Source organism: Natrinema sp. 1APR25-10V2 (genome assembly GCF_031626495.1).
Lineage (GTDB): Archaea > Halobacteriota > Halobacteria > Halobacteriales > Natrialbaceae > Natrinema.
Genome location: NZ_JAMQOJ010000001.1, coordinates 580,913 through 598,323, shown reverse-complemented (window position 1 = coordinate 598,323; position 17,411 = coordinate 580,913). Strand labels below are relative to the sequence as shown.

The 17,411-nt window shown below is 67.1% G+C and carries 21 protein-coding genes and 1 tRNA gene; 17 read left to right on the top strand and 5 right to left on the bottom strand.

Features of this window, described 5'->3' with window-relative positions:
• Nucleotide 1 precedes the first annotated feature (1 nt).
• The 11 genes from NDO75_RS03150 (at nt 2) to NDO75_RS03100 (ending at nt 12,479) form a co-directional block, all read left to right on the top strand.
• Complete coding sequence (locus NDO75_RS03150; protein WP_310904648.1) at nt 2–2,131, top strand: IucA/IucC family protein; 2,130 nt, start codon at nt 2–4, stop codon at nt 2,129–2,131.
• A gap of 89 nt (nt 2,132–2,220) precedes the next feature.
• Complete coding sequence (locus NDO75_RS03145) at nt 2,221–2,955, top strand: molybdopterin-binding protein (RefSeq protein WP_310904647.1); 735 nt, start codon at nt 2,221–2,223, stop codon at nt 2,953–2,955.
• 81 nt (nt 2,956–3,036) lie between these two features.
• Nucleotides 3,037–4,209: a bifunctional phosphopantothenoylcysteine decarboxylase/phosphopantothenate--cysteine ligase CoaBC gene (gene coaBC, locus NDO75_RS03140; RefSeq protein ID WP_310904646.1), complete on the top strand. Its 1,173-nt coding sequence runs from the start codon at nt 3,037–3,039 to the stop codon at nt 4,207–4,209.
• Between the two features lie 157 nt (nt 4,210–4,366).
• Nucleotides 4,367–4,969: a hypothetical protein gene (locus tag NDO75_RS03135; RefSeq protein ID WP_310905169.1), complete on the top strand. Its 603-nt coding sequence runs from the start codon at nt 4,367–4,369 to the stop codon at nt 4,967–4,969.
• A gap of 130 nt (nt 4,970–5,099) precedes the next feature.
• Nucleotides 5,100–5,669, top strand: coding sequence for a hypoxanthine/guanine phosphoribosyltransferase (gene hpt, locus NDO75_RS03130; protein WP_310904645.1), 570 nt, complete (start codon nt 5,100–5,102; stop codon nt 5,667–5,669).
• A gap of 176 nt (nt 5,670–5,845) precedes the next feature.
• Nucleotides 5,846–7,486 carry an ABC transporter substrate-binding protein gene (locus NDO75_RS03125; protein WP_310904644.1) on the top strand — a complete coding sequence of 547 codons (1,641 nt, stop codon included), beginning with the start codon at nt 5,846–5,848 and terminating at the stop codon, nt 7,484–7,486.
• A 9-nt stretch (nt 7,487–7,495) separates the two neighbouring features.
• On the top strand, nt 7,496–8,443 hold the full coding sequence (locus tag NDO75_RS03120; protein WP_310904643.1) for an ABC transporter permease: 948 nt from the start codon (nt 7,496–7,498) through the stop codon (nt 8,441–8,443).
• 2 nt (nt 8,444–8,445) lie between these two features.
• On the top strand, nt 8,446–9,525 hold the full coding sequence (locus NDO75_RS03115; RefSeq protein WP_310904642.1) for an ABC transporter permease: 1,080 nt from the start codon (nt 8,446–8,448) through the stop codon (nt 9,523–9,525).
• Entirely contained in the window at nt 9,525–10,622 is a 1,098-nt protein-coding gene (locus NDO75_RS03110) for an ABC transporter ATP-binding protein (RefSeq protein ID WP_310904641.1), read from the top strand. The genes NDO75_RS03115 and NDO75_RS03110 overlap by 1 nt, the downstream gene beginning before the upstream one ends.
• On the top strand, nt 10,619–11,962 hold the full coding sequence (locus NDO75_RS03105; protein ID WP_310904640.1) for an ABC transporter ATP-binding protein: 1,344 nt from the start codon (nt 10,619–10,621) through the stop codon (nt 11,960–11,962). The genes NDO75_RS03110 and NDO75_RS03105 overlap by 4 nt, the downstream gene beginning before the upstream one ends.
• Complete coding sequence (locus NDO75_RS03100; RefSeq protein WP_310904639.1) at nt 11,949–12,479, top strand: hypothetical protein; 531 nt, start codon at nt 11,949–11,951, stop codon at nt 12,477–12,479. The genes NDO75_RS03105 and NDO75_RS03100 overlap by 14 nt, the downstream gene beginning before the upstream one ends.
• A 59-nt stretch (nt 12,480–12,538) precedes the next feature.
• On the opposite strand, the gene NDO75_RS03095 is transcribed toward NDO75_RS03100, so the two are convergent.
• The 3 genes from NDO75_RS03095 to NDO75_RS03085 all read right to left on the bottom strand — a co-directional run bounded on the left by NDO75_RS03095 (nt 12,539) and on the right by NDO75_RS03085 (nt 13,829).
• Nucleotides 12,539–12,862 (bottom strand): HalOD1 output domain-containing protein, encoded by a 324-nt coding sequence (locus NDO75_RS03095; RefSeq protein WP_310904638.1) that lies wholly within the window; start codon nt 12,860–12,862, stop codon nt 12,539–12,541.
• Nucleotides 12,863–13,241: 379 nt separating this feature from the next.
• A tRNA-Met gene (locus tag NDO75_RS03090) sits at nt 13,242–13,316 on the bottom strand.
• 66 nt (nt 13,317–13,382) lie between these two features.
• Nucleotides 13,383–13,829, bottom strand: coding sequence for a GtrA family protein (locus NDO75_RS03085; RefSeq protein ID WP_310905168.1), 447 nt, complete (start codon nt 13,827–13,829; stop codon nt 13,383–13,385).
• Between the two features lie 194 nt (nt 13,830–14,023).
• On the opposite strand from NDO75_RS03085, the gene NDO75_RS03080 reads away from it, so the two are divergent.
• Nucleotides 14,024–14,242 carry a hypothetical protein gene (locus NDO75_RS03080; protein WP_310904637.1) on the top strand — a complete coding sequence of 73 codons (219 nt, stop codon included), beginning with the start codon at nt 14,024–14,026 and terminating at the stop codon, nt 14,240–14,242.
• 38 nt (nt 14,243–14,280) lie between these two features.
• On the opposite strand, the gene NDO75_RS03075 is transcribed toward NDO75_RS03080, so the two are convergent.
• Entirely contained in the window at nt 14,281–14,559 is a 279-nt protein-coding gene (locus NDO75_RS03075; protein WP_310904636.1) for an HAH_0734 family protein, read from the bottom strand.
• Between the two features lie 155 nt (nt 14,560–14,714).
• On the opposite strand from NDO75_RS03075, the gene NDO75_RS03070 reads away from it, so the two are divergent.
• The 5 genes from NDO75_RS03070 to NDO75_RS03050 are packed head-to-tail and all read left to right on the top strand — an operon-like array spanning nt 14,715 to nt 16,925.
• Nucleotides 14,715–14,996: a 50S ribosomal protein L44e gene (locus NDO75_RS03070; protein ID WP_179262743.1), complete on the top strand. Its 282-nt coding sequence runs from the start codon at nt 14,715–14,717 to the stop codon at nt 14,994–14,996.
• 5 nt (nt 14,997–15,001) lie between these two features.
• Nucleotides 15,002–15,175, top strand: a complete 174-nt coding sequence (locus NDO75_RS03065) for a 30S ribosomal protein S27e (protein WP_310904635.1) — start codon at nt 15,002–15,004, stop codon at nt 15,173–15,175.
• Nucleotides 15,172–15,972 carry a translation initiation factor IF-2 subunit alpha gene (locus NDO75_RS03060; protein WP_310904634.1) on the top strand — a complete coding sequence of 267 codons (801 nt, stop codon included), beginning with the start codon at nt 15,172–15,174 and terminating at the stop codon, nt 15,970–15,972. The genes NDO75_RS03065 and NDO75_RS03060 overlap by 4 nt, the downstream gene beginning before the upstream one ends.
• Nucleotides 15,972–16,151, top strand: coding sequence for an RNA-protein complex protein Nop10 (locus NDO75_RS03055; protein WP_310904633.1), 180 nt, complete (start codon nt 15,972–15,974; stop codon nt 16,149–16,151). The genes NDO75_RS03060 and NDO75_RS03055 overlap by 1 nt, the downstream gene beginning before the upstream one ends.
• A gap of 6 nt (nt 16,152–16,157) precedes the next feature.
• Nucleotides 16,158–16,925 (top strand): proteasome assembly chaperone family protein, encoded by a 768-nt coding sequence (locus NDO75_RS03050; protein WP_310904632.1) that lies wholly within the window; start codon nt 16,158–16,160, stop codon nt 16,923–16,925.
• Between the two features lie 81 nt (nt 16,926–17,006).
• Here the strand turns inward: NDO75_RS03050 and NDO75_RS03045 are convergent, their stop codons facing one another.
• Complete coding sequence (locus NDO75_RS03045) at nt 17,007–17,369, bottom strand: hypothetical protein (RefSeq protein WP_310904631.1); 363 nt, start codon at nt 17,367–17,369, stop codon at nt 17,007–17,009.
• Between the last annotated feature and the right edge of the window lie 42 nt (nt 17,370–17,411).

Below are 17,411 nucleotides of genomic sequence, written 5' to 3'. Positions count from 1 at the left end.
TATGACGGGGACGAACGGACGTGATCGCTCCGAGGGCGGTCTCGTCACGGCGGCCGAACGGGACGCGCTCGGCGCTGCGACCCGGTACGCGCGAGCGCACGAGCTCTCGACGCCCGCCGAGGCCGCCTACCTCGAGGCGCTGGCGGACGCCCGCCGCGACGTCTGCCACCGGTTCGTCCACGGGCTGCTCCGCGGCGATCCGGCGGGGCTTCCCACCGCGCGGTTCGTGGCCCTCGAATCGTCGAGTCCGTCGCCCCCGGCGGTTCCCGACGACTTCGCGCCGCTGTCGGCCCTCGAAGGGGAGGTGCTGCGATCGATCGCCGCGGGATTCCCCGATCGCTGTCGCCGGCTCGCGCTCGTCCCGCTGCCGGCCGCCGAGAGCGTCCTGTTCGCCGGGATCGCGGCGAGCGGCGGCTACGACCGCTTCCGGCTCGTCGGACCGGTCCGCCGCTGGTCGGCGGCCGACGGCACGGCCGAGCGCGTCTCGCACCCGGTCGATCTCGTTCCGCCACTCGAGTGCGAGGGCGCGTTCAGCGACGCCGCTCAGGCCGAACGAATCCGCGCGGAGGTGGCCGAGAGCGTCGCCAACCTCGCGCTGGCGCGCCTCGCCGCGGCCGTGCAGTCGCGAGCCGTGGACGGGACCGACCCGCCGCGACCGCTCGAGAGCGTCGCGACCAGCGTCCCGGCCGCCGATTCCGCCGCTGCCTTCGAGCGGATCGTCACCGACGGCCACCCCTTCCATCCCGGCGGCAAGCTCCGGCGCGGGATGACCCCCGCCGAGGGGCTGGCGTACGCCCCCGAGTTCACCGACCGGATCGACCTCCGGTTCGTCGCGATCGACCGCGAGTACGCACTGGAGACGAGCGCGGCCGGGAGCGACCGCCTGACCGATCGGCTCTGCGATGCGTTCGACGGGCTCGCGGCCGCGCTCGAGCGGGCACTTCCCGCGGGCCGCGATCCCGGCGAGTACGCCGTCGTTCCCGTCCATCCGCTGCAGTACCACCGCACGGTACCGGATCGGTACGCGAGCCAGCGCGCCGATGGCCGCGTGGTTCCGATCCCGAAGTACGCGCGACCGGCGACGCCGCAGCTCAACCTCCGGACCGTGGTCCCGTTCGATACGGGGGGCACCGCCGACGGGCCGCTCCCGCGCTGTAAGCTGGCGATCCCGGTCCAGACGACGAACGTCGTCCGCACGCTGTCACCCCACGCGGTGGCCAACGGGCCGCGGGTGACCGACGTCGTCCGTGGCATCGAACGGCGGGAATCGCTCGAGACGCTGGGGCTGCTGGGCGAGCCTGCGGCGACCTGCTACCACCCGCCCAGCGGCCCTCATCCGAGTGGAGAGGGATACGACGACGCCCGTCACCTCTCGGGGCTGGTGCGGACGCCGCCCGACGCCCATCCGCTCGTTTCCGACGACGCGCAGCCAGTGGTCGCCGCGAGCCTCGTCGCCGAGTCGCCGGCGACGGGACGGCCGCTCGTCTGCGACCTGATCGAGCGGTACGCGGCGGCGACGGACGCCTCGAGCGCCGCGGACGCGGCGCTGTCGTTCCTCGAGCGCTACGCCGGCATCGTCGTTCCCGACCAGCTCCTGCTTTGTTGCAAGCACGGCGTCGCCCTCGAGAGCCACCTCCAGAACAGCCTCGTCGTCTTCGACGGGGAGGCGCGGCCGACGGCGACGCTGGTGCGGGACCTCGGCGGAATCCGGGTCCACCGCGGTCGGCTCGCCGAGCGCGGGCGCTCGCTCGAGCCGTATCCCGACTCCGACCTCGAGGCCGACGGCGAGGCAGACCTCCACCGGAAGCTGTACTACGCGCTCTTCCAGAACCACCTCGTGGAACTCGTCGCGACGATCGGGTTGGAGCTGGCCGTCGACGAGCGGGCCTGCTGGGAACGGGTCCGCGAGCAGTGCGAGCGCGGGTTCGATCGGCTCCGCGCCGATCCCGCGGTCCCCGACGACCGAATCCGGCGCGACGAGCGCGCGCTGTTCGCGGAGCCGGCGGTCCACAAGGCGCTGACCGCGATGCGTCTTCGGGGCAAGCGCCACGAGTACGTGACCAGCGAGGTGTCGAACCCGCTCTCGCCGGCGGGCCGACAGCGGATCGACCCGCCCGAGGGAGACCGCTGAGCCGTCGGGCCGTCCGCTCGAGGCGGCCGGTCACCGCGGCGTCGCGGTCGACCGCACTCTTTTGTCCGCCGCGCGCGTCGGATCCGCCGATGGAGGTCGCCATCCTCACCGTCGGCGACGAAGTGCTCGCCGGAGATATCGCGAACGCGAACGCGCAGTGGCTCGCGACCCGGCTGACCGACAGCGGCGCGACCGTCGATCGAATCCTGACGATCCCGGACGACCGCGAGCGCATCGCGGCGACGGTCAGCGAGTGGACGACCGCCGTCGACGCCGCGATCGTGACCGGCGGCCTCGGCGGCACCCACGACGACGTCACCGCCGACGCACTCGCGGACGCGTTCGGACGCGAGTTGGTCGTCGACGAGTCCGTCCGTCGGGACGTCCTCGAGACCGTCGCGGATTACCGGGGCCTCGACCCGGAGACGGTCACGGCCGACGAGCTGGAGTTCGACGTCGACGCCTGGGCGGCGCTGCCCGAGGGCAGTCGACCGGTAGTCAACCCCGAGGGGCTCTGTCCCGGCTGCGTGCTCGAGAACGTCTACGCGTTCCCGGGCGTGCCGGCGGAGATGCAGGCGCTGTACGAGCGGGTCGCCGCCGAGTTCAGCGGTGACGCGGTTTCGCGGGTGGCGTACACGCCACAGCCGGAAGGATCGATGGCAGCGGCCATCGACGGCGTTCGCGAGCGGTTCGACGTGACGATCGGAAGCTATCCGGACACGGAGCGGCGAAACCGGCTGAAAGTGACCGGGACCGATCCCGAGACGGTCGATCGAGCCCTCGAGTGGCTCGCCGAACGGGTCGACCTCGCGGCCGAGGAATAAGCCGTCGCGGCGAGCAGCGGGGTGCGCGTTCCGGCGACGCCTCGCTACGCTTAACACACCCCGGGAGGGAATGGCAGACGAATGCTCGAGGGAATCAACGTCGCGCTCGGGGTGACGGGGTCGATCGCGGCCGTCAAGACGGTCGAACTGGCCCACGAGTTGCGACGGCAGGGTGCCGAGGTCCGGGGCGTGATGACCGGGAGCGCGCAGGGGATCATCCACCCGTGGGCGCTCGAGTTCGCCACCGAGAACGAGGTCGTCACCGAGATCACCGGCAGCGTCGAACACGTCGAACTCTGCGGCTACGACGGCTGGGCCGACGTGCTCCTGATCGCACCGGCGACAGCTAACACCGTCGGCAAGATCGCTGGAGCCGTCGACGACACGCCCGTCACGACGTGTGCGACGACCGCGCTCGGCGCCGATACGCCGGTCGTCATCGCGCCCGCGATGCACGAGCCGATGTACGACCATCCCGGCGTGCTCGAGGCCATCGACACCGTCTCGGAGTGGGGCGTCGAGTTCGTCGACCCGCGCATCGAGGAGGGGAAAGCCAAGATAGCCAGCGAGGAAGCGATCGTCAGCGACGTGGCCCGTGCGGCCGGCGAGCGGCCGCTCGCGGGCGAGCACGTCGTAATCACGAGCGGGGCGACCAGCGAGTCGATCGATCCCGTGCGCGTCATCACGAACCGCTCGTCGGGCAAGATGGGGCGGGCCGTCGCGAAGGCCTGCTACGTCCGCGGGGCCGAGGTTACGCTCGTCCACGACGGCCCCGACGTGCCCTACGCCGACGTTCGGGCGGCCGAGAGCGCTCGCGAGATGCTCGCGGCCACGCGCGAGGCCTGCGACGACGCCGACGCGATGGTCTCCGTGGCCGCGATCGGCGACTACACCGTCGAGACGAGCGACGAGAAGATCCGCTCGGGGCAGGAACTCACCCTCGAGCTCGAGCCGACGCCGAAGCTGATCGACGAGATCCGCGACGAGTATCCCGACCTACCGATCGTCGGCTTCAAAACCGAAACCTCGGGCGACGAAGCGGCGATGATCGAACAGGCTCGAAAAACCCTCGAGCGGGCCGATCTCACCTTCGTCGTCGCCAACGACGCGAGCGTAATGGGGGCCGACGAGACGAAAGCGCTGCTAGTCCACGCGACCGACGCAGCCCGCTACGAGGGGACGAAAGCCGGTCTCGGCGGCGAGATCGCGGACTCGATCGCCGCGGTGCTGGGCGGCGATTCGGGCGCGGACTAATCGATCGGTGAGTTCGTCAGGGGAACTATATGGGTGCAGTTCATTCGAGCGAACTAATGGGTCTTCGAACAGGTTCGAGCGAGAAAGAATCACCGGCATCGGCTGGCACCCCGAGGTGAACGACGTGGCGCAACAACAGCCAGCGCCCGACGGGGAATTGGACGCGGACGCCGACACTGTCGACGGTGATGCCGGTACGGACGCCGGCCCCGACCCCCTCACCAAGGGCGAAATCTTCGAGGTGCTGCGCAATCAGCGGCGTCGCTACGTGCTCCAGTTTCTCAAGCAGGACGACCGGCCCGTCGAACTCGGCGATCTGGCACAACAGGTCGCCGCCTGGGAGTACGAAACGAGCCTCGAGGGAGTGACGCCCGAACAGCGAAAGCGAGTCTACACGACGCTCCAGCAGACGCACCTCCCGAAGATGGACACGGCCGGCATCCTCTCGTTCGACTCCGACCGGGGCGTCATCGAGGCGACCGAGCGAACGCGGGACATCAGCGTCTACCTCGAGATCGTTCCCGGCCGGGAGTTCGCCTGGCGCGAACTCTACCTCTCGCTCGGCGCGATCAGCTGCGCGCTGGTCGCCGCGCTCTGGCTGAAGATCTATCCGCTGACGCTGCTGACGGACCTGACCTGGACGGCGATCATCGCGGGCACGTTTACGCTCACCGCAGCCGCCCACATCTACCACGAACGAAACATGCGACTGGGTCACGGCGATCAGCCGCCGGAACTCAGTTACGGCGTCGACGAGTGAGACGGTCTGCTGTAACGATTTATCGGAGCAACCGAGACGGTTCGCGGGTACTCGGAAACTGACCTACAGCGGTCCGACCGTGCGCTCCGCGGATCGCCAACTTTTACTCCACTTCCGTCCGATCCACGACATGGATCAGCTCAAGCAGTCGCTCCTCGAAGCGCCGATCATCGAGAAGAACGGCTATCACTACTTCGTCCACCCGATCAGCGACGGGCTCCCCAAGCTCGACCCGACGCTGTTGCGCGAGATCGTCATCCGGATCATCCGGAAGGCCGAACTCGAGGAAGTCGACCGGATCGTCACCCCCGCGGCGATGGGCATCCACATCTCGACGGCCGTCTCGCTGATGACCGACATCCCGCTGACGGTCATCCGAAAGCGCGAGTACGGCCTCGAAGACGAGGTCGCGATCTCCCAGAAGACGGGCTACTCCGAGAACGAGATGTACATCAACGACGTCCGCGAGGGCGAGCGCGTCCTCGTCCTCGACGACGTGCTCTCGACGGGCGGGACGCTCGCGTCGGTCCTCACGGCGCTCGACGAGATCGGCGCGGAGGTCGTGGACACGGTCGCGGTCATCAAGAAAGTCGGCGGCGAGAACAAGGTCGACGACGCCGGTTACGACGTCAAGACGCTGATCAACGTCGACGTCGTCGACGGCGAAGTCGTCATCGTCGACGAAGAAGGCGATCAGTAACTACAGTCGATCGCCACATCACGCCGTCTACCACCGGCAAAATTGGAAAATAGTGATTCTTTTCCGAGTTCTAGACCACATATATGGTGAGTAATGGGGTTATAGTCTGTTTTTTCGAACGGAACGGGGTCGGCTCATCACAAGGAATATAGTGGCGGGTTCTGAATTCCACGGCTATGACAGGGGATAGTGTTGGAAACGGTGAGCGCGATCGGCTACGGCGGCGTTCACTCCTGAAGGGGGCGGCCGGGATTGCCAGCCTCGCGGGCTGTGTCGAATTCAACAGCGTGACGGCCGACGGCCCGGCCGAGGAACTGATTCAGGAGGGGTTCGAGGCGACGGGGACCGAGCCGCCGTTCGAGACGGCTATCGCGATCACCGAGGACGAAGAGCGGGGGAAATTCGCGCAACTCCTCCGGGACGAACTCAACGACACGGGCTTTTTCGACGTCTCTATCGAACGCCGTGAGTTCGGCTCCCACGTCGACCTCATGGTCGGCGCGGCCGAAAACGACGAGAACGCCATGTTCGTCGCGAGCTGGACGGGCGGCTGGGATCCCAGCGATTACGTCGACATGCTGTTTCACTCGGACAACTGGACGCCGAACGGGTTCAACGTCGGCCACTACGAGGACGAGACCGTCGACCAGTACATCGACGCGGGACTCACGGAAACCGACCTGGAGGAACGGATCGAGATCTATCGGAACCTGCAGGAACGGCTCGTCGCCGACTCACCCGCGTCGTTCGTCCGCTTTCGCGAGGCGACCCACGTCTGGGACGGCGACGTCGTCACCGGCTGGGAGACGTACCCGCTCCGGCCGGGATCCTACTACGCGATCTACGCCCCCTGGGCCGGCGTCTACACCGAACTCGAGGGGACGACCGAATTCATCGGCGACCTCGGGAGCGACGTGACGAACTACGATCCGGTCGCGATAAACGGAACCGTCTCGAGCCAGGCGACGGCGTTGATCTACGAGGAACTCGTCGGTATCGACTTCGGGGGCGAGGTCCAGCCGATGCTCGCCACCGGCTGGGAACGCCTCGACGACACGACCTACCGGTTTTCCCTGCGCGACGGCGTCCGCTTTCACAACGGCGAGGAGCTCACCGCCGACCACGTCAAGGGGTCGTTCGAGCGATACGAGGGGACGACCCGAGAAGCCGACGTCTACGACTGGTACGAGACCAGCGAGGTCGTCGACGACGGCACTATCGACATCACCTGTCAGCAAGCGTACGGTCCGTTCGAGCAGGCGTTGTTCAACGTTCCCATCGTCCCGATGGCGGCGATCGAGGGCGAGCACGACCTCCAGTCGGAGCCGATCGGGACCGGGCCCTACCGGTTCGCCGAACACGACAGCGGCAACCACTGGCGAATGACGCGGTTCGACGACCACTGGTTCGAGGGCGACAAATCGGTCCCGGGGACGGCACCGATCGAAACCGTCCGACTCGAGATCATCGCGGAGAAGTCCGCTCGACAGGGCGCGCTCGAGGCCGGCAACGTTCACTTCAGTTACGGCGTTCCCTCGGCGAGCATCGCCGACTTCGAAGAACGCGGCGGCTACGGCGTCGGTCGCCGCGTCGGCGGCAGCTACGACGTGGTGTTCTATCCGGCCTACCTCCCGCCGTTTTCCGAGCCCTCGGTCCGCCGCGGCTGCAATATGCTGATCCCGCGCGAACGCATCCTCGAGAACGTCTACTACGGGATCGGGCAGGTAGGATACACGCCGATCTCGCCGCTGCTCGAGGAGTACGTCAGCGAGTCGTTCCGAGAACGGATCGCCGACGAGTACGTCCGGCCGAACTAACGCCCACCGATGTCGCTCGGTCGCTACGTCGTCAGGCGGCTGTCGGTCGCGGTGCCAGTCCTGCTGGGCGTCACCGCGCTGACGTTCTCGTTCGTCTACCTGCTTCCGGGCGATGCCGTCGACGTGCTCACCGGCTACCGGGACGTCAGTCCGGCCGTCGAGGCGTCGATTCGGGCCGAGTACCATCTCGACCGGCCCGTCTGGGAACGGTACCTGCTCTGGTTGCAGGGCGCGGTCGCGCTCGAGTTCGGCGAGTCGGTGATCTCCGGCCGGAACGTCGCGGCGACGATCACAGACCGGCTCCCGGCGACGGTCGCGCTGGGTGTGGCGGCGTGGCTGCTCGCGCTCGCGATCGGGATTCCGGCGGGAATCGTGGCGGCGGTCAATCGTGGCGAACCGGCCGACGAACTCAGTCGGGTCGCCGCACTGGCCGGGATCGCGACGCCGAACTTCTGGCTCGGGCTCGTCCTACTGCTCGTCTTCAGCGTCCGACTGGGCTGGTTCCGGGTCATCCCTCCCGACGCACCGCTCGCGAGCCTCGCGATGGCGAAGTTCATGCTGTTGCCGACCGTCACGCTCGGAACCGCTTCGGCGGCGCTCGTCACCCGACTGCTTCGGTCGTCGATGCTCGGGGAACTCGAGGCCGACTACGTCCGGGCCGCGCGTGCGAAGGGGCTTCGCGAGCGAACGGTGATCCTGAAACACGTCCTGCGAAACGCCTTGCTCCCGGTCGTCACCGTCGCCGGCCTGCAACTGGCGTTTCTGGTCGACGGCGCCGTGGTCGTCGAGCAGATCTTCTCCTGGCCGGGACTGGGACGGCTGCTGGTCCGCTCGATCCTCCGGCGGGACTACCCGGTCATCCAGGCGGCCGTCCTGCTCGTCGGCGTCGCGATCGTCCTCGCGAACCTGCTCGTCGATATCGTCTACGCGATCCTCGATCCACGCATCCGGTACTGACCATGAGCGACCGACGTCCCACCACCGAGCGCGGTCGAGTTCGCGTCGTCGGCTTCGACGAGGCCGTCGAAGACCGGCGGGACGAGTTCGACTCGAGTTCGACGACGACGCCCGAGTCGGCGACCGAATCGCAGCCCGACCGATCGGGACGGCGGCGGCTCCGGAGCGCGTGGCGTCGGTTTCGGCGGAATCGCTCGGCGACCGTCGGGCTGGGAGTCATCGCCGCGATGGCCGTCCTGGCGGTCTTCGCTCGGCCGATCGAGGTGTCGACGGCGCAGGTGACGGTCACGTTGCAACCGTTCTCGCTCGCCCCCTACGGTCCCGGCGAGACGTTCGTCGGCCCGGCGAACGCCCCGCCCTCCCCGGCGCATCCGTTCGGCACCGACTGGGCGGGCCGCGACCTGTTCTCGCGGGTCCTCGTCGGCGGCCGGTACACGCTGAGCATCGGGCTCGTCGCCGTCGTCCTGGCGCTCGGCGTCGGCGTCCCGCTCGGGGCAATCGCGGGATATTTCGGCGGCTGGACCGACGAGATAATCATGCGCATCGTCGACGTCCTCTACGCCTTCCCGTTCCTGGTGCTGGCGATCGCGCTCGTCCCGATCCTCGAGCCGGTGCCGTTCCTCGGCAGCGGGTTCTGGACGGTGGTGGTGGCGCTGGTGCTCACGGGCTGGATCGGGTACGCCCGACTGTTGCGCGGCGAGGTGCTCTCGATCCGGGAACGCGAGTACGTCACCGCGGCCAGGGCGCTCGGCGTCCCCGATCGGACGATCGTTCGCAGACACGTCGTTCCCAATGCCGTCGCGCCAGTCGTCGTCCAGGCGACGCTCAACGTCGGCACCGTCGTCCTCACCGCGGCGGCGCTCGGCTTCCTCGGCCTCGGCCTCGAGCCCGGCAGCGCCGAGTGGGGCGCGATGCTCTCGCAGGGCCGGAGCTCGCTGATCCGGGGCGACTGGCACGTGACGGTCTTCCCCGGGCTCGCGATCTTCCTGTTCGTGCTGTCGATCAACCTCGTGGGCGACGGACTCAACGACGCGCTCGACCCCGGCCGGGACGCGGCCGACGAACGGAGGCGGCTGCGCTGATGGCGCTGCTCGAGGTCGAGGACCTCGCCGTCCGCTACTACACCGAGGACGGCCCGGTCCGCGCCGTCGACGGCATCAGCTACGAGATCCGCGTCGGCGAGACGCTCGGACTGGTCGGCGAGAGCGGGGCCGGCAAGAGCGCCGCCAGCCTCGCGCTCCTGCGTCTGCTCGAGGGGGGCGGCGAGATCGTCGGCGGCGAGATTCGCTTTCGAGGGGAGAACGTCCTCGAGCTGTCGGCCGACGAACTCCGCGCGGTCCGGGGCACCGAGATCGCGATGGTGTTCCAGGACGCCGGAGCGGCGCTCGACCCCGTCTACACCGTCGGCGAGCAGATCGCCGAGGGGATCCGCGCCCACGAGGCCGCCGACGACGACGAGGCCCGTGATCGGGCCATCGCCCTCCTCGAGCGGGTCGGCATTCCGGAGCCCGCTGCGCGCTATTCGGACTACCCCCACGAGTTCTCCGGCGGGATGCAACAGCGAGCCGTCATCGCGATGGCGCTGGCCGGCGATCCCGCCCTGCTGATCTGCGACGAGCCGACGAGCGGACTCGACGTCACGGTCCAGGCTGGCATCCTCGAGCTCCTCGCCGACCTCGCGACCGAGTCCGAGACGGCGATCCAGCTGGTCACCCACGATCTCGGCGTCGTCGCCGAACTGTGCGAACGGGTGCTGGTCCAGTACGCCGGCGAGATCGTCGAACGAGCGCCGGTCGAGGAGCTGTACTACGACCCGAAACACCCCTACACCGTCGGCCTGCTGGCCGCGACGCCCCGGCTCGGCGACGACCGCGAACGCCTCGCGACGATTCCGGGGACCGCCCCCGACCTCGTAGACCCGCCGACCGGTTGCCGGTTCCACCCGCGCTGTCCCTACGCCGAGGACGTCTGTGCCCGCCGCGCCCCACCGCTAGTCGAGACGGCATCGGGGGCCCCAGACGAGGGCGATCCCGAGGCTCACGTCGCCGCCTGTCTCGAGTACACCGGCGACTTAGAGGACGGACTCGACTACGAGGTACAGGTGCGAGACGTGCCTGACGGGGGGACCGAAGCGAACGGCAACCGTCCCGAACGTCGACAGTCGGGTGAGTCGAAATGACGGCGAGCGACTGCGACGACGAGGTGCTGCTTCGGGCCGAGGGCCTCGAGAAGCACTTCACCACCGCCGACGGCCTTCTCGAGCGGTTGCTCGGCCGCGGCGAGACCGTTCGGGCGGTCGACGGCGTCGACCTCGAACTTCGCGCCGGCGAGACGCTCGGACTGGTCGGCGAGAGCGGCTGCGGCAAGACCACTCTGGGCCGGACGCTCGTCCGCTTGCTCGAGCCCACCGCCGGCTCGGTCACCTACCGCGGCAGGGAACTGACCGAGTGCTCGCGCACCGAACTCCGGGAGTTGCGGACCGAAATCCAGTACGTCTTCCAGGATCCCCTCGCCAGCCTGAACCCGCAACTGACCGTCGGCGACATCGTGGGCGAAGGCCTCGACGTTCACGACGTCGTCCCGCCCGACCGTCGCGACGAGCGCGTCCGGGAGCTGCTCGAGACGGTCGGACTGCAGGCCGACCACGCCGCCCGCTATCCCCGCGAGTTCTCCGGCGGTCAGCGCCAGCGGATCGGCATCGCCCGCGCGCTCGCGGTGGAACCCGACCTCGTCGTCTGCGACGAGCCCGTCTCCGCGCTCGACGTGTCGGTGCAGGCGGGGATCTGCAACCTGCTCGACGACCTCCAGGAGGAGTTCGGACTCTCCTACCTCTTCATCACACACGATCTCTCGGTCGTCGAACACGTCGCCGACCGGGTGGCCGTGATGTACCTCGGGACCCTCGTCGAAACCGGGACCACCCCGGCGGTCTTCGACGCCCCGTCCCACCCCTACACCGAGGCGCTGCTGTCGGCGATCCCCGAACCCGACCCCCGCTGGGGGGGCGACCGGATCGTTCTCGAAGGTGACGTGCCGTCGCCAACCGACCCGCCGGCCGGCTGTCGGTTCCACACCCGCTGCCCGAAAGTCATCCCGCCCGCGGCGTACGACCTCGAGACGAACGCGTTCCGGTCGGTGATGACGCTTCGGACTCGCCTCGACGACGCGATGGAGACGGGCGCAGGGCTCGAGGCGCTGCTTCCACGATCAGCGGAGCGCGAGGACGTGCCGGCGGCGATCCGGGCTGCCCACGGTCTTCCCCGGCGGCTCTCCGATCCCGACGCCGACGCCGCCCTCTCGGAGGCGCTCGAGACCGCGGCCGCGGGCGACCTCGAGAGCGCGCGGGATCGGCTCGCGTCGGCGTTCGAGACGCCCTGCGAGACGACGGCGCCGGCGCTGGCACCGGGAACGGCCGACCATCCGATCGCCTGTCACCGGTTCGACGAGCGGTTCGAGGCCGCCCAGGAATCGAACCGCTCGGACACTGCACTCGAGGGAGCGACCGATGAAACGACGTGACGGCTCCGGAACGCTCGAGCGTTCCGACGAGGGCCCGTTCGAACCCGGAGCGGGAGACGACCACGAACGCGGCAGTCGGTCGGTCGACTGGGCGGCGCTCAGCCACGCGCTCACGCCGACGGCGCTGCGACATCGGGCGATCGACGTCAGCGTCTCGACCGACAAACGGCGATACGGGCGCGGCGAACCGGTCACGATCACCGTCGAGTTTCACAACCGGCTCCCCGTCCCGATCCGGCTTCGGACCGACTCGCCGACTCGCTGGACCTGGGCCGTCGACGGCTATCGCGAGGCCTCACGGGTACCGCCGGCGATGCCCGATCGCCCGACGGCGTTCTCCTTTTCTCGGCGCGAGCGCAAACGCTTCCGGCGACAGTGGCCCCAGCGAATCCGGGTCGCCGACGACGAGTGGGAACCCGTCGACGCCGGCACGTATGCGATCACCGTCCGTCTCGCTCGCGGGGATGCCGCCGAGCAGGGGCTCGTCGATCGCACCGAAATCGTCCTCGAGGAGTGAACGGCGCGTCTCGTTCAGCTATCGCAACCGCCCTCTTCGTGCGGTCGGCCAGCACTCGGTCAGCAGTCGTCGGTCGTCGACGATCCGAACTCGTCGAAACTGATCCGAATGACCCGTTCGTCGGTGACGCGAACCGTGTATCCATCGATCGTGAACTCGACCAGCACGGAGCCGTCACGTCCGTTTGCGTGCCGGATCATCCGGTCCAATGCGTCGATCTCGATTCGGTGATACAACGCCTCGAGTTCCGTTTCGGAAACGCCTTTCACGGCAGCGATGCTTCGTGAAATCGCACACACCGCCGATTCGTCGGCATCGAACTCCGTGACGAAGGTCGACCCGCCGTCGGCAACGAGGCGGCCCCTGCCCAGTTCCGACACCATGCGATACGCTAACTGAGGCACCTTCTTCAACGGCTACCTTGCTAGCTTTGGAAGTGAGGGTGTGGAGACCGTCATCGGCCAATTGATGCGTGCTCTAACTACCGTACGGCGACGAGGCCGCAGGCGAAACGCGTTCGAAAGCGTGCGAGTAGGCGACTCGAGACACGGCGAGACGACTAACGAACGGAGAAACGCTCAGCGAGTTCGGACGTCCCCCTCGCTGTGCGCGTCGTTCGTCGCTGAATTCGTGAACAGTAGCGGGAGGTAGATTTGAACCACGGTCGCGGCGTAGCCGCTCCCTGATTCAAATCTACTCGTCGTACCTTCGACGTTCACGGCACTCGTCACTCCGTTCCTCGTTATTGTTCACGTCGAAAAGTAGCGGGAGGTAGATTTGAACTACCGGTCTGCGGGTTATGAGCCCGCCGGAATCTCCTGGCTATCCCATCCCGCTACCATCTCGTAACCGAGTGTGCTAGTTAAGGGTTGTGATTCGACTGCCGTATGCGGATTTCTGTCGCTATTCCTTGTGAACCTTCCACGTGTAGAGGCTCTCGCAGGTGTAGTTGACGAAGAACCCGACACCGATCCCGATCACGTTGGCCGCCACGTACCAGACGTCGAACTGCCACACGAGCACGGCCAGCACGGCCAGCGTGACTAGAAACCCCCCTAATCGGACCACGTTCGAGCGCAGGAACCGCCCCCATAGCGCTCGCAGACCGCCATCGCCGTAGCTCGCGAACGTCCACCGTTCGTTGACCGCGAAAATGACCGCGATACCGAGTTCCCAGGAGAGCAACTTCGCGACGACCGGCCCGAGGAACGTCGCCTCGACCAGCAATACGAGGACGACGTTGTCGACGGCCGCACCGACGAAGCCGACCCCGACGAACTGGCCAAACCGGGCCGGTGAGAACAACGCGCGGGCCCGCATTCGGACCGCTTCTACTAGGGAATCAGTCATGTCGGTCTCGAGCGTATTCATCTGTTCGACGCCGCCGATTTCCCTTTTGCGGTTACTACGCGTCTCGGCCGCCGAAAAGTGATTTTCCGGCATCATTTCCGACCGGTCAGTCACAGCCAGTCGTGGTCGACTGAAACAATCCGGTACCGACGCAGGCTCGTCGAAACTGCGCCGGAGTCACCTCGAGTCGGACGATGGAGAGCGCCGAGTCCGGCTCCGTCAGTCCGCTCGTGAGTGTCGTACCGTCGCGTATCAGGAACGGGCTGTTGTTCGTCCGGCCGCCCTGGATGGGTATCACGGAAACGGCCGCCTCGGTCGGAACGATCGGCCTGCTGATCGCCTGGCTGATCCTGGAATGGCGCTGGTGGGACGCGACCGTCTCGGTCACGTGGCCGATCCGTGTCCAGCGGTGAGGAGGCCGGCAGAAAACGAGACCGCCAGCGACGACGATTCAGACCGCGAGATCGCTTTTTTCCCGGACGACCTCGACGTCCTCGGCGTCGACGCGGTCGACGTCGAGAAAGTGCGGTGTGAAGTTCCGTTTCTCGTAATCCTCGTACTCGTTTTCCTCGCCGACGGTACACCAGAGCTGGACTCGATCGGGGCCGTGATACTCGCCGTTTCGATTGATGCCGAAACAGACGACCTCTGACTCCCCGTCGTCTCCCTCGTACCGAACGATCGCGCCGTTACGGATCCCGGGATCGCCGTGAATGATGAGTTGCTTCATGCCCGAGCGTTCACAGGAGAGACGATTAAACGCTTCGGAGGGGCGGACGAACCGCTCCGCCCTCGGACGAATCTGATAGAGGGGCGGCGGTTCACGCCGACGAACCAAACGGGTTTTAAACGGCGCTGCCATAGCCCACAGCAAGTGAGATAACCATGCAGATGCCACGCCGCTTCAATACGTACTGCCCGTTCTGTAACGAACACCACGAACACGAAGTCGAGAAGTCCCGAACCGGCCGCTCCTCGGGAATGAAGTGGGACGCTCGCCGAACTCGGCGTAACTCCTCGTCGATCGGGAACTCCGGTCGCTTCTCGAAAGTGCCCGCCGGCGAAAAGCCCACCAAGAAAACCGACCTCAAGTACCGCTGCAGCGAGTGCGGCAAGGCCCACCTCCGCGAAGGATGGCGCGCCGGCCGACTCGAGTTCCAGGAGTGATTTCAATGGCAGGAAATTTCTACAGCGTCCGATGCAGTGACTGCGAGAACGAACAGACCGTCTTCGGCAAGGCCTCCACGGAGGTCGCCTGCGCCGTCTGCGGGACGACGCTCGCGCGACCGACCGGCGGCAACGCCGAGATCGACCACGAAGTCCTCGAGACCGTAGAGTCACGATGAAGTACAGCGGCTGGCCCGACCCCGGCGAACTCGTCGTCGGCAAGATCGACGAAATCGAGGACTTCGGCGTCTTCGTCGATCTCGAGGAGTACAGGGAGAAACGCGGGCTCATCCACATCTCGGAGGTCGCCAGCGGCTGGATCAAGAACGTCCGCGATCACGTCCGCGAGGGCCAGATCGTCGTCTGCAAGGTCCTCGACGTCGACGAGGGGTCCCAGCAGATCGACCTCTCGCTGAAAGACGTCAACGATCACCAGCGCTCCGACAAGATCCAGGAGTGGAAAAACGAGCAGAAGGCCGACAACTGGATGGAACTGGCCTTCGGCGACGAGATCGACGACGAAGACTACACCGCGATCGCCAACGAACTCATCGGCGTCCACGGCAGCCTCTACGACGGCTTCAAGCAGGCCGCGATCCACGGTGAGGAAGCGCTCTCGGACACCGACCTCGACGACGACGAGATCGAATCGATCGTCGAGACGGCCCGCGAAAACGTCTCGGTGCCGTACGTCAACGTCACCGGCTACGTCGACCTCGAGAACCCCTCGTCCACCGGCGTCGACGGCATCCGCGAAGCGCTCGAGGCCGCCGCCGGCAACGGCGAGATCCCCGACGAAGTCGACCTCGAGGTGAGCTACGTCGGCGCGCCCGAGTACCGGATCGAAGTGCAAGCGCCGAACTACAAGACCGCTGAATCCCACCTCGAAGAGAGCGCACAGCGTGCGATCACCGCGATCGAGGGTCACGACGGCAGCGGCGAGTACCACCGCGAGCGCCGGACCGACGACGAGTAATGAAATCCGATATCCGGGTGTGTTCGGCGTGGCGCGAGGCCCACGATCGCCCGGTGTATACCCTTTCTGACACCTGCCCCGACTGTGGCGAGCCGGCGGAAAACAGTGCGCCGGCCCCGTTCGATCCGAACGACCCGCACGGCGAGTACCGACGCGCTCTTAAACGTCGCCGTCGCTGATACGGTATGGACGAACTCGAGATCGACGCAGTCGCCGAGGTCGAACTGGACGACCCCGTCCTCGTCGAGGGGTTGCCGGGGGTCGGACACGTCGGCACCCTCGCCGTCGAACACCTCCTCGAGGAACTCGAGGGCGAGAGTACGCTCGTCCGCCGGATCTACTCCCGCGAGTTCCCGCCGCAGGTGAGCGTCGAGGACGGCGTCTCCGAGTTGACCTGTGCCGAGATCTACGCCGTCGACGTCCCCGAGGGTCGTGACCTCCTCTTGCTGACGGGCGACCATCAGGCCCAGACCAACGAGGGCCACTACGTGCTGACCGACGCCTTCCTCGACATCGCCGAAGAGTTCGGCGCGACGGAAGTCTACGCGCTGGGCGGCGTTCCGACGGGCGAACTCATCGAGGAGTACGCCGTCGTCGGTGCCGTCAACGACGAGTCGCTCCTCGACGAACTCGAGGAAGCTGGCGTCGAGTTCCGCGAAGACGAGCCCGCCGGCGGCATCGTCGGCGTCTCCGGGCTCTTGCTCGGCCTCGGCGAACGCCGCGGCTTCGACGCGACGTGCCTGATGGGCGAGACCAGCGGCTACCTCGTCGATCCCAAGAGCGCCCGCGCCGTCCTCGAGGTACTCGAGACGGTGCTCGGCTTCGAACTCGACTACGAGTCCTTGGACGAGCGGGCCGACGAGATGGAGGAAGTCATCGGCAAGATCCAGGAGATGGAACAGCAACAGCAGATGGACGTCCCGACCGACGACGACCTGCGGTATATCGGCTGAAGGCGAACGGTCGGCGCCGGTTCGCGGTTGTTTTCGATCGGAGACGTTCCGCGTCAGTGATCGGAAGCGACGGGCTCGAGATCAGAAGCGAGCGGAGAGCGGCCGGCTCACCCGCGGCTTCGGGGGCCACTGGTCGAGTTCCGCGGCACTCTCGAGCAAGAGGTCGATCTCGGCGTCCTCGCTGAACGCGACCGTCTCATCGGACCAGTCGACATCGACGATACCTCGTTCGAGCAGTTGCGGGAGGTGGATGTGAACGAGGCGAACGCGAGTCCGGTCGATCTCCGCGTCGGAGACGTTTCCGAGGGTCGTCCGGTGTCGCCGGACGGCAACGATCCGTGACAGGGTCTCTACGGTGCTCGCGCCGTCCCGTTCGACGAGTTCGTGGAAGAGATACTGCCGATCAGCGCTGGCAAGGATTCGAAAGGCGTCCGACTGATCCATACTGGTCTCTACGTGAAGCGTGCGTCTTCACTGGCAAAGGGA

Bases quoted from the DNA above. Each gene is read 5' to 3' on its own strand.
- NDO75_RS03150 (WP_310904648.1), top strand. From the start codon at position 2: ATGACGGGGACGAACGGACGTGATCGCTCCGAGGGCGGTCTCGTCACG.
- NDO75_RS03145 (WP_310904647.1), top strand. From the start codon at position 2,221: ATGGAGGTCGCCATCCTCACCGTCGGCGACGAAGTGCTCGCCGGAGAT.
- coaBC (WP_310904646.1), top strand. From the start codon at position 3,037: ATGCTCGAGGGAATCAACGTCGCGCTCGGGGTGACGGGGTCGATCGCG.
- hpt (WP_310904645.1), top strand. From the start codon at position 5,100: ATGGATCAGCTCAAGCAGTCGCTCCTCGAAGCGCCGATCATCGAGAAG.
- NDO75_RS03125 (WP_310904644.1), top strand. From the start codon at position 5,846: ATGACAGGGGATAGTGTTGGAAACGGTGAGCGCGATCGGCTACGGCGG.
- NDO75_RS03120 (WP_310904643.1), top strand. From the start codon at position 7,496: ATGTCGCTCGGTCGCTACGTCGTCAGGCGGCTGTCGGTCGCGGTGCCA.
- NDO75_RS03115 (WP_310904642.1), top strand. From the start codon at position 8,446: ATGAGCGACCGACGTCCCACCACCGAGCGCGGTCGAGTTCGCGTCGTC.
- NDO75_RS03110 (WP_310904641.1), top strand. From the start codon at position 9,525: ATGGCGCTGCTCGAGGTCGAGGACCTCGCCGTCCGCTACTACACCGAG.
- NDO75_RS03105 (WP_310904640.1), top strand. From the start codon at position 10,619: ATGACGGCGAGCGACTGCGACGACGAGGTGCTGCTTCGGGCCGAGGGC.
- NDO75_RS03100 (WP_310904639.1), top strand. From the start codon at position 11,949: ATGAAACGACGTGACGGCTCCGGAACGCTCGAGCGTTCCGACGAGGGC.
- NDO75_RS03095 (WP_310904638.1), bottom strand. From the start codon at position 12,862: ATGGTGTCGGAACTGGGCAGGGGCCGCCTCGTTGCCGACGGCGGGTCG.
- NDO75_RS03085 (WP_310905168.1), bottom strand. From the start codon at position 13,829: ATGACTGATTCCCTAGTAGAAGCGGTCCGAATGCGGGCCCGCGCGTTG.
- NDO75_RS03080 (WP_310904637.1), top strand. From the start codon at position 14,024: ATGGAGAGCGCCGAGTCCGGCTCCGTCAGTCCGCTCGTGAGTGTCGTA.
- NDO75_RS03075 (WP_310904636.1), bottom strand. From the start codon at position 14,559: ATGAAGCAACTCATCATTCACGGCGATCCCGGGATCCGTAACGGCGCG.
- NDO75_RS03070 (WP_179262743.1), top strand. From the start codon at position 14,715: ATGCAGATGCCACGCCGCTTCAATACGTACTGCCCGTTCTGTAACGAA.
- NDO75_RS03065 (WP_310904635.1), top strand. From the start codon at position 15,002: ATGGCAGGAAATTTCTACAGCGTCCGATGCAGTGACTGCGAGAACGAA.
- NDO75_RS03060 (WP_310904634.1), top strand. From the start codon at position 15,172: ATGAAGTACAGCGGCTGGCCCGACCCCGGCGAACTCGTCGTCGGCAAG.
- NDO75_RS03055 (WP_310904633.1), top strand. From the start codon at position 15,972: ATGAAATCCGATATCCGGGTGTGTTCGGCGTGGCGCGAGGCCCACGAT.
- NDO75_RS03050 (WP_310904632.1), top strand. From the start codon at position 16,158: ATGGACGAACTCGAGATCGACGCAGTCGCCGAGGTCGAACTGGACGAC.
- NDO75_RS03045 (WP_310904631.1), bottom strand. From the start codon at position 17,369: ATGGATCAGTCGGACGCCTTTCGAATCCTTGCCAGCGCTGATCGGCAG.